The sequence below is a fragment of the Pseudomonas sp. genome, assembly GCF_050739995.1.
In the GTDB taxonomy this organism is placed as follows: Bacteria; Pseudomonadota; Gammaproteobacteria; order Pseudomonadales; family Pseudomonadaceae; genus Aquipseudomonas.
Genome location: NZ_JBOICG010000567.1, coordinates 1 through 8,367, shown reverse-complemented (window position 1 = coordinate 8,367; position 8,367 = coordinate 1). Strand labels below are relative to the sequence as shown.

8 protein-coding genes are annotated in these 8,367 nt (G+C 59.3%); 5 read left to right on the top strand and 3 right to left on the bottom strand.

Translation table 11 applies throughout. From position 1 onward, the window contains the following. From ACRESD_RS18870 to ACRESD_RS18860, 3 genes are all read left to right on the top strand, one after another. Nucleotides 1-798 (top strand): heme/hemin ABC transporter substrate-binding protein (locus ACRESD_RS18870; RefSeq protein ID WP_431752297.1); only part of this gene is annotated, 798 nt, incomplete at its 5' end. Then, a complete protein-coding gene (locus tag ACRESD_RS18865) occupies nucleotides 795-1,832 on the top strand; it encodes a FecCD family ABC transporter permease (RefSeq protein ID WP_431752296.1) in 1,038 nt (345 codons plus the stop codon). The genes ACRESD_RS18870 and ACRESD_RS18865, both read left to right, overlap by 4 nt. A gap of 8 nt (nucleotides 1,833-1,840) precedes the next feature. Further along, a complete protein-coding gene (locus tag ACRESD_RS18860; protein WP_431752298.1) occupies nucleotides 1,841-2,599 on the top strand; it encodes a heme ABC transporter ATP-binding protein in 759 nt (252 codons plus the stop codon). Nucleotides 2,600-2,842: 243 nt separating this feature from the next. Here the strand turns inward: ACRESD_RS18860 and ACRESD_RS18855 are convergent, their stop codons facing one another. The 3 genes from ACRESD_RS18855 to ACRESD_RS18845 form a co-directional block, all read right to left on the bottom strand. Then, nucleotides 2,843-3,115, bottom strand: a complete 273-nt coding sequence (locus ACRESD_RS18855) for a TfoX/Sxy family protein (RefSeq protein ID WP_016973739.1) — start codon at nucleotides 3,113-3,115, stop codon at nucleotides 2,843-2,845. A gap of 218 nt (nucleotides 3,116-3,333) precedes the next feature. Continuing rightward, a complete protein-coding gene (locus ACRESD_RS18850; RefSeq protein WP_431752295.1) occupies nucleotides 3,334-3,678 on the bottom strand; it encodes a pentapeptide repeat-containing protein in 345 nt (114 codons plus the stop codon). A 93-nt stretch (nucleotides 3,679-3,771) separates the two neighbouring features. Continuing rightward, nucleotides 3,772-5,328, bottom strand: coding sequence for an AAA family ATPase (locus ACRESD_RS18845; protein WP_431752294.1), 1,557 nt, complete (start codon nucleotides 5,326-5,328; stop codon nucleotides 3,772-3,774). A gap of 118 nt (nucleotides 5,329-5,446) precedes the next feature. On the opposite strand from ACRESD_RS18845, the gene mrcB reads away from it, so the two are divergent. Together mrcB and ACRESD_RS18835 are read left to right on the top strand one after the other, a co-directional pair. Further along, nucleotides 5,447-7,771 (top strand): penicillin-binding protein 1B, encoded by a 2,325-nt coding sequence (gene mrcB / locus ACRESD_RS18840; RefSeq protein ID WP_431752293.1) that lies wholly within the window; start codon nucleotides 5,447-5,449, stop codon nucleotides 7,769-7,771. A gap of 16 nt (nucleotides 7,772-7,787) precedes the next feature. Next, on the top strand, nucleotides 7,788-8,367 hold a 580-nt coding region (locus ACRESD_RS18835; RefSeq protein ID WP_431752292.1), incomplete at its 3' end, for a hypothetical protein.

Genomic DNA, 8,367 nt, shown 5'->3' with positions numbered 1-8,367 from the left:
CGCTGGGTCAGTGCCGGTGGGGCGTTGTCGGAATGGGTGACGGTCTTGGGCGCTGAGTCGAAGCTGGTGGGGGTCGATACCACTAGCCAGCATCCTGAGTCGCTCAAGGCGCTACCGAGCATAGGTTATCAGCGGCAGTTGTCGGCTGAAGGCATCCTCAGCCTGCGCCCGCAAATCCTCGTCGGTACCGAGGAAATGGGGCCGCCGCCCGTGCTGGCGCAAATTCGTGGCGCCGGTGTGCAGGTGGAGATGTTCTCGGCCCAGCCGGATTTGCCCACCTTGAAAGGCAACCTGCAACACCTGGGCAAATTGCTTGGCAGCGAGGCCAAGGCCAACGAATTGTTTACTGGGTATGAACAGGCTCTTGAGCAGCAGAAGCGTTGGGTCGCCAAAGCGCAGGCCACGCAAAAGGCACCGGGTGTGCTGTTGTTGCTGGGCCACGCAGGCGGCAAGCCGCTGATTGCGGGTAAAGACACCGCCGCCGATTGGCTGTTACAGCAGGCGGGCGGCCACAACCTGGCAACCCATACTGGCTACAAGCCGTTTTCGGTCGAGTCGCTCGCGGGCCTGAGCCCTGACGTGCTGGTGTTTGCCGATCGTGCTTTGACCGGTGATGCGGCGCGTGCGGCACTGTTCAAAGAGAACCCGATCCTGGCCTCCACTCCCGCAGCCAAGGCTGGACGGGTGTTTGAAGTGGACCCGACCCTGCTGGTCGGTGGCCTTGGGCCTCGTTTGCCGCATAGCCTGGCTATGCTGTCTGCCGGGTTCTATCCATCCCAAGCCAAGCCTGCCCCATGACCACATTGGTAAAACCGAAGACGCTGTTTGTCGGGTTGTCGCTGTTGTGTGTATTGGCGATCTGGCTTTCGTTGGCGCTGGGGCCTGTCAGTCTGCCGTTGTTGGATACGCTCAGGGCCGCGTTGCGTCTGATGGGCGTGCCGATTGAGGCGCAGGGCCTCGAGCAGGCTGAGTTGATCCTGGGACAAATCCGCCTGCCGCGCACGTTACTGGGCTTGGCGGTGGGCGGTGTGCTGGCGTTGTCGGGTGTGGCGATGCAGGGTTTGTTTCGCAACCCGTTGGCTGATCCCGGGTTGGTTGGGGTGTCTAGTGGCGCCGCATTGGGTGCGGCGATCGCGATTGTCGGTGGTGCGTTTTTTGGCGGGTTGCCGGAAGCTTTCGGGCCTTATTTATTGTCACTGTGTGCGTTTCTTGGTGGCTTGGGTGTTACCGCGCTGGTGTATCGATTGGGGCGTCGCAATGGCCAGACCAATGTCGCGACGATGTTACTGGCCGGCATCGCGCTCACGGCGCTTGCGAGCTCTGCAGTGGGCCTGTTTACCTATTTGGCGGACGATGCCACGTTGCGCACACTCACCTTCTGGAATCTGGGCAGTCTCAATGGCGCCAGCTACTCGCGGCTATGGCCGTTGCTGTTGGTGAGTGCGGGTGTGGCACTTTGGCTGCCACGTCGGGCCAAGGCGTTGAATGCCCTGTTATTGGGGGAGTCCGAGGCCAATCACCTGGGGATCGATGTCGAAGGGCTCAAGCGCGAGCTGGTGTTCTGTACGGCGTTGGGGGTGGGCGCTGCGGTGGCGGCAGCAGGGATGATCGGGTTTGTCGGGCTGGTGGTGCCGCATCTGGTGCGGCTGTTGGCGGGCCCGGATCATCGGGTGCTGTTGCCGGCGTCTGTGTTGGCAGGCGCAAGTCTGCTGCTGTTTGCAGACTTGGTGGCGCGCCTGGCCCTGGCGCCGGCGGAGCTGCCGATCGGTATTGTGACTGCGTTCATTGGCGCACCGTTCTTTCTATATCTGTTGTTGCGGGGGCGTGCCTGATGCTGCGAGTGGAAGGGCTGCAGATACGGCGCGGTCGCAAGATTGTATTGACGGATATCACGCTGGACCTGTTGCCGGGCGAAGTGCTCGGTGTGTTGGGGCCTAATGGCGCTGGCAAGAGTACCTTGCTCGGTGCGTTGTGCGGGGAGCTGCATCCGGATCAAAGCGACGTCCGCCTGGATCAACAGGCGTTGGCGCACTGGAGCGGTTCGCAGCGTGCCCAGCGCTTGGCGGTGTTGCCGCAGACGTCGACCCTGGACTTCGCTTTCCGCGTCGAAGAGGTCGTCGGCATGGGCCGCTTGCCCCATCAAACAGGGCGGGTGCGTGATGATGAAATCATCATGGCTGCCTTGGCGGCGGCGGATGTCGGGCATTTGAGTGGTCGCAGTTATTTGGCTTTGTCCGGCGGCGAGCGCCAACGTGTGCACCTGGCGCGGGTGTTGGCGCAGTTATGGCCGGGCGAAGCGGGGCAGACCTTGCTGCTGGATGAGCCGACTTCGATGCTGGACCCGCTGCATCAACACACGACATTGCAGGCTATCCGTCGTTTTGCCGACCGAGGGGCGGCAGTCTTGGTGATTCTGCATGATCTGAATCTGGCGGCCCGCTATTGCGATCGTATTTTGTTACTGGAAAACGGCCGCCCGCATGCCTTGGATACACCGTCGAATGTGTTGCAACCAGCGTTGCTCAAGGAAGTGTTTGGTCTGGATGTACTGGTTCAGCCACATCCCGAGCTCGGGCATCCGTTGATTATTGCGCGCTGAGAGCAGCTTTATTACAGGTAAAAAAAGACCCGGCAAGAGCCGGGTCAAATAACCGTGATTAGCCTGATGAGGAGATAATCTGAGAGTCCGAACCAAGGGTCTTTCAGTTATCGGCTGATCTCGCGATCAGCTGTGATAATCATAACGATTCTCATTTGAGAGTCAATGTTTGTTTTTACAACCTCCCGAGTTTTCTCAAACGAATGTTTGGAACGCCTGTAAACATTGGGTTTTGTAGAAAATCTAATTTTTCTGACGCGCTGAAATTGCATCCAGTTGACGGTTCAATGCTTCTTTGCGCTCCGTTGGAATGTCGTTCCAATGCACATCCATCAATGCCCCTTCAATCGCATACAGCAGTACTTTTGATGCCCGGAAACCGCGGGTCCTCACGGCTCGGTAGGCATCAACCGCCCCCAGGCGGCGCAAGTCGGAAGCACTGTGGATGCCCACCGCATGCAGCCACTGCGCTGACGTCTTGCCAAGGTTTTTCAGGTGTTGCAGCTCATCGTTCATCAAGCCTCCTTGCGACGGCCGAATGGTGCGGTGGGTATCGTGACCAGGCAAGCCTGAAAAGGAGTGTAGCGCTCAGTAGGAAAAGCGTGGTTCTTTGGTCAGAAACGGCTGAAAAGCTATAAGAGTGACGCAGATATTTTAGCGACAAGCAGGCGAGGCCCGCCCAGCGTATTTGAAGCCGGGCCGGGCCGGGCCGGGCCGGAGCTTGGAGAGCGGTGCTACTTGGTGCGGTAGCGAAGACGGGTGCCGAAGTTGACGGACATCAGGATCTCGTCAGCAGTCAACTCGGGTGGAAAGTAGGTACCGGAGATCTGCGCATGGGCCAGGCTGGCACCTTCCAGTGAGCAGTCGCGCAAATCCAGGCCACGCAGGTCGGCGGAACGGAAATAGGCGTCGGTGAAGTCCACGCCCGTGGCATTCAGGTCGCGCAGGTCCAGCCCTCGGAAGTCACCACCGCGCATGTCGATGGCGCCATCTTTAGGACGTTCCTGGTTGAAGCCGCGGATGTCGTCTTTATGCAGGAGGGCGTAGAGCTGAGTATCAAGAAGTTTGGGATGACTCATGATGGCGACTCCTGTTGGAATTATGACGCCATTATAGTGCCACTATTGCTTGGCCGTGCACCGTAGATCGGTGACACGACCAAGAAATATTTCTTACAGGCCGGGCAGGCGTTGGCGAATGTGCGCCACGAGTGCGTCGAGCGTTCCGCTTTCGTTGGTTTCTACACGCTTGCTCAAGAGCTGCTCTTCGGCAGTCAGCGAGTCGCGGTGGGCTTGCTGCTCTTCTATAACGGTAAGTGTCGCGTCAGACGGGTCATTTTTATCTGCCTGACGTTGTGCCAACCAACTGGCGATAACGGCTTGCGGTGCATTGCAATCCAGGATCAGGAAGGGCGCTCCCGTGGCCTCGGCAATCTTGGCTGCTGCGTCACGTTGTTCGCGTTTCAGGAATGTGGCATCCAGCACAACTGGGAAGCCGGCGCGCAGAATGGTGCTGGCAATTTCGTTCAGGCGCGTGTAAGTCGCAGCACTGGCGTCGTGGCTATAAATGCCGGCCTGCGGCGTGTTCTCGACCTTTTGCTCACCAAACAGGCGCTTGCGTTCCACATCCGAGCGCAGGCGCACGGCACCCAGTGCTTCAACCAGGCGCATGGCGACGTGGCTTTTACCCACTGCCGAAACACCATGGGTAATCGCCAGGAAGCGCGACGGAATGGTGCTGTAGCTCTCCGCCAGGTTGGCGTAATTACGGTACTGACGCAGGGTGGTAGCACGTTGCACTGGGTCGGCTTCGCTCGGCATGCTGAACAGCGCAACCTTGGCGCGCACCAGTGCGCGGTAGGCTTTGTAGAAGTTCAGCACTTCAAGACCCTGATAATCGCCAGTCAATTCCAGATATTGGCTGATGAAGCGTCGAGCCAGGGATTTGAGACCGCGGTCTTCCAGGTCCATGGCCAGGAAACCAGTGTCGGCGTACACGTCGGTGAAGCGAAACGGTTCGTTGAACTCGATGCAGTCGAAGATCACGACCTTGCCATTGATCAAGGTGGCATTACCCAAATGGATGTCACCGTGGCATTCGCGGGTGAAGCCATCGCGCTTGCGTTGTGCCAGCAGCGGCTTGAGGCGTTCAAAGCTGCTTTCGGCCCAGGCTTGCAGTGCCTCCAGTTGAATCAGGTCGGCCTTGTCGCTGAGGAACGGGCGGATCTGTTCGAAGTTCTGGCGTACTGGCGCCATAACCTCATCTGGGGTGCCGGCAGCATGGCCTTGAGGAACCTCCGGTGCACTGAGGTGGAAGTGTGCGATTTGCTTGGCCATTTCATCGATGTGCGCGCTGGTCAGCTCGCCGTTCGCCTGCAAGGTGCTGAGCATCTGGCTTTGCGGGAACTGGCGCATTTTCAGCGCGTACTCGATCACCGGGCCTGCGCCGCCCAATTGCGGGGCTTCGGCAGTGCCGGTGATCGGCAACACCTCAAGATACAGATCTTCGGTCAGGCGCTGGTTGAGGCGCAGTTCTTCCTTACAGAAGTGGCCGCGATCGTCCAGATTTGTAAAGTTCAGAAAACCGAAATTCATCGGTTTCTTCAGTTTGTAAGCATAAGGACCGGTCAGGATCACCCAGGAAATATGGGTCTCGATGACTTGAAACGCTTCAACCGGGTGAGGGTATAAAGCCGGGTTTTGCAGGGCTGCGATCAGGGACTGGCTCACGGGCGATCCTTCAAAGTCTGGGGGAAATCATGGCGGGCATTATGGCGGCTACGGCCGGTCGTGCAAACCGCTGTCCGGCTCATGTTGATCATCAATAAAGTGCGTATAATCCGCCGCCATGACTCGAACCCGATCTCCCCGTTCCCGTAAAAAACCTCCTTCCCGTGGCCTGCGTCCCTGGTTGGGCTGGGCGCTCAAGCTCGGCCTGGTAGGCCTTGTGGTACTTGCCGGCTTCGCGGTGTACCTCGACGCTGTGGTCCAGGAGAAATTCTCCGGCAAGCGCTGGACCATTCCGGCCAAGGTGTACGCACGCCCGTTGGAATTGTTCACCGGCCAGAAGCTGAGCAAGGATGACTTCCTCACTGAGCTCGACGCGTTGGGCTATCGCCGCGAACCTGTGAGCAACGGCCCGGGGGCGGCAGCTGTCAGCGGTAATACCGTCGACCTGAACACCCGTGGCTTCCAGTTCTATGAGGGCCTGGAAAAAGCCCAGCCTGTCCGCGTGCGTTTCTCCGGCGACTATGTCGCCGAGCTTTCGTCGCTCAATGGCTCGAAGTTGCCCGTGGTTCGCCTGGAACCACTCCTGATCGGCGGTATTTACCCGAAAAATCTTGAGGATCGCATCCTGATCAAGCTCGATCAGGTGCCGCCTTACCTGCTGGAAACCCTGGTTGCGGTAGAAGACCGTGATTTCTACAGCCACTGGGGCGTGTCGCCGAAGTCGATCGCCCGGGCCATCTGGGTCAACACGTCTGGCGGCAAGATGACTCAGGGTGGCAGTACGCTCACGCAACAATTGGTCAAGAACTTCTACCTGACCAACGAGCGCAGCCTGACCCGCAAGCTCACCGAAGCCATGATGGCGATGTTGCTGGAGCTGCATTACAGCAAGCAGGAAATTCTTGAGGCCTACCTGAACGAAGTATTCGTCGGTCAGGATGGGCAGCGTGCGGTGCACGGGTTTGGCCTGGCCAGTCAGTTCTTCTTTGGCCAACCGTTGTCCGAGTTGAAATTGCATCAAGTCGCGTTGCTGGTGGGGATGGTCAAGGGGCCGTCCTATTACAACCCGCGTCGCAACCCGGAGCGCGCCCTTGAACGCCGCAATCTGGTGCTCGATGTGTTGGAGCAACAGGGTGTCGCCACTGCCGAACAAGTGGCCGCAGCGAAAAAAATGCCACTGGGCGTAACAACCCGCGGCAAGCTGGCCGACAGCTCTTTCCCGGGCTTTATCGACCTGGTCAAGCGCCAACTGCGTGAAGACTATCGCGACGAAGACTTGACCGAAGAAGGCTTGCGGATCTTCACCAGTTTCGATCCGATTCTGCAGATGAAGGCCGAAGCGTCCGTCAACGACACCTTCAAGCGTCTGACAGGCCGCAAGGGCTCTGATGAAGTGGAAGCCGCCATGGTCGTGACCAACCCGGAAACGGGTGAAGTCCAAGCCATGATCGGCAGTCGCCAAGCCAGTTTTGCCGGTTTCAATCGTGCGCTGGACGCAGTTCGGCCGATTGGCTCGCTGGTCAAGCCTGCGGTTTACCTGACAGCATTGGAAAAACCGAGCAAATACACCCTGACCAGTTGGCTGTCGGATGACCCATTGTCGGTCAAAGGTGCTGATGGCCAAGTGTGGACCCCGCAGAACTTCGACCGTCGCTCCCACGGTACGGTGTTCCTGTATCAGGGGTTGGCGCACTCCTACAACATTTCCACCTCGCGCCTTGGGCTTGAAGTGGGTGTGCCGAATGTGCTGAAAACCCTGGGGCGCCTGGGTATTAGTCGTGAGTTCCCGGCGTTCCCTTCGATGCTGCTGGGTGCCGGTGCGATGACCCCGATGGAAGTGGCCACGATGTACCAGACGCTCGCCAACGGTGGTTTCAATACGCCGATGCGCGGCATCCGCAGTGTGCTGACCGCCGAGGGTGAACCGCTCAAACGTTATCCGTTTCAGATTCAGCAGCGCTTCGATGCGGGCTCCATCTACCTGATCCAGAACGCCATGCAGCGCGTGATGCGTGAAGGTACCGGGCGCTCGGTCTACAGCGTATTGCCGTCCAACCTGACGCTGGCGGGCAAGACCGGTACCAGTAACGATTCGCGCGACAGCTGGTTCGCCGGGTTCGGTCAGGATGTGCTGGCGGTGGTGTGGCTGGGTCGCGATGACAACGGTAAGACGCCGTTCACCGGTGCCACCGGTGCATTGCAGGTCTGGACCAGCTTTATGCGTAAGGCCGACCCACTGCCGCTGAACATGCCGCAGCCGGACAACATCGTGCAGGCGTGGATTAATCCGCATACCGGCCAAGGTTCCGATGCCAACTGTCCGGGCGCGGTACAGATGCCGTATATTCGCGGCAGCGAGCCACCACCCGGCGCCGCGTGCGGTGGCAGTGCCCCTGCTGACGCGGAATCGGTGATGGATTGGGTCAAGGGCTGGATGAATTAAGCAAAGAGGGTTTCAAGTGAACAAGTTGTGGATTCCAGCTATTACAGCTCTGGCTTTGCTCAACGGTTGCTCCAGTGTGCAGCGCGGCTCGATTCCCGTGGTGGATTCGAGCACGACTGTTTCCAGCAACGACCGGATTTCGGCCACTGGCGGCTTCCGTCAGACCGTGACTAACCGTCCTGCACAAGCCAAGCCCCAAGCCATGCCGCAGGATTCGGGTGTGGTGGTTATGGTGCCGGGCGCGGGTGCTGCTACGTCGGCACCGATCAGCGCCGAGCCGTGGAGACCTGGGCCGAGCACTTCGGGTCCAATTGATTCCACGCCGATCCAGGCAGCACCGATCAACCAGGGCACTTACAACATGCCGCCGTCGACCCCGAGCGGGATTCCTTCGACGTCGAATGCTGGCGGCCTGTCGGCTGACGAGCAACTGGACGGTCCGGTCCTGGCGTTGTTGACCACCGCCCAGCAACAGCAGGCCGGTGGCGACTTGAACGGCGCATCGTCGAGCCTTGAACGTGCACAGCGTGTGGCACCTCGTGAGCCGCAAGTGCTGTATCGACTCGCCCAAGTGCGCATGGCCCAGGGTGATGCAC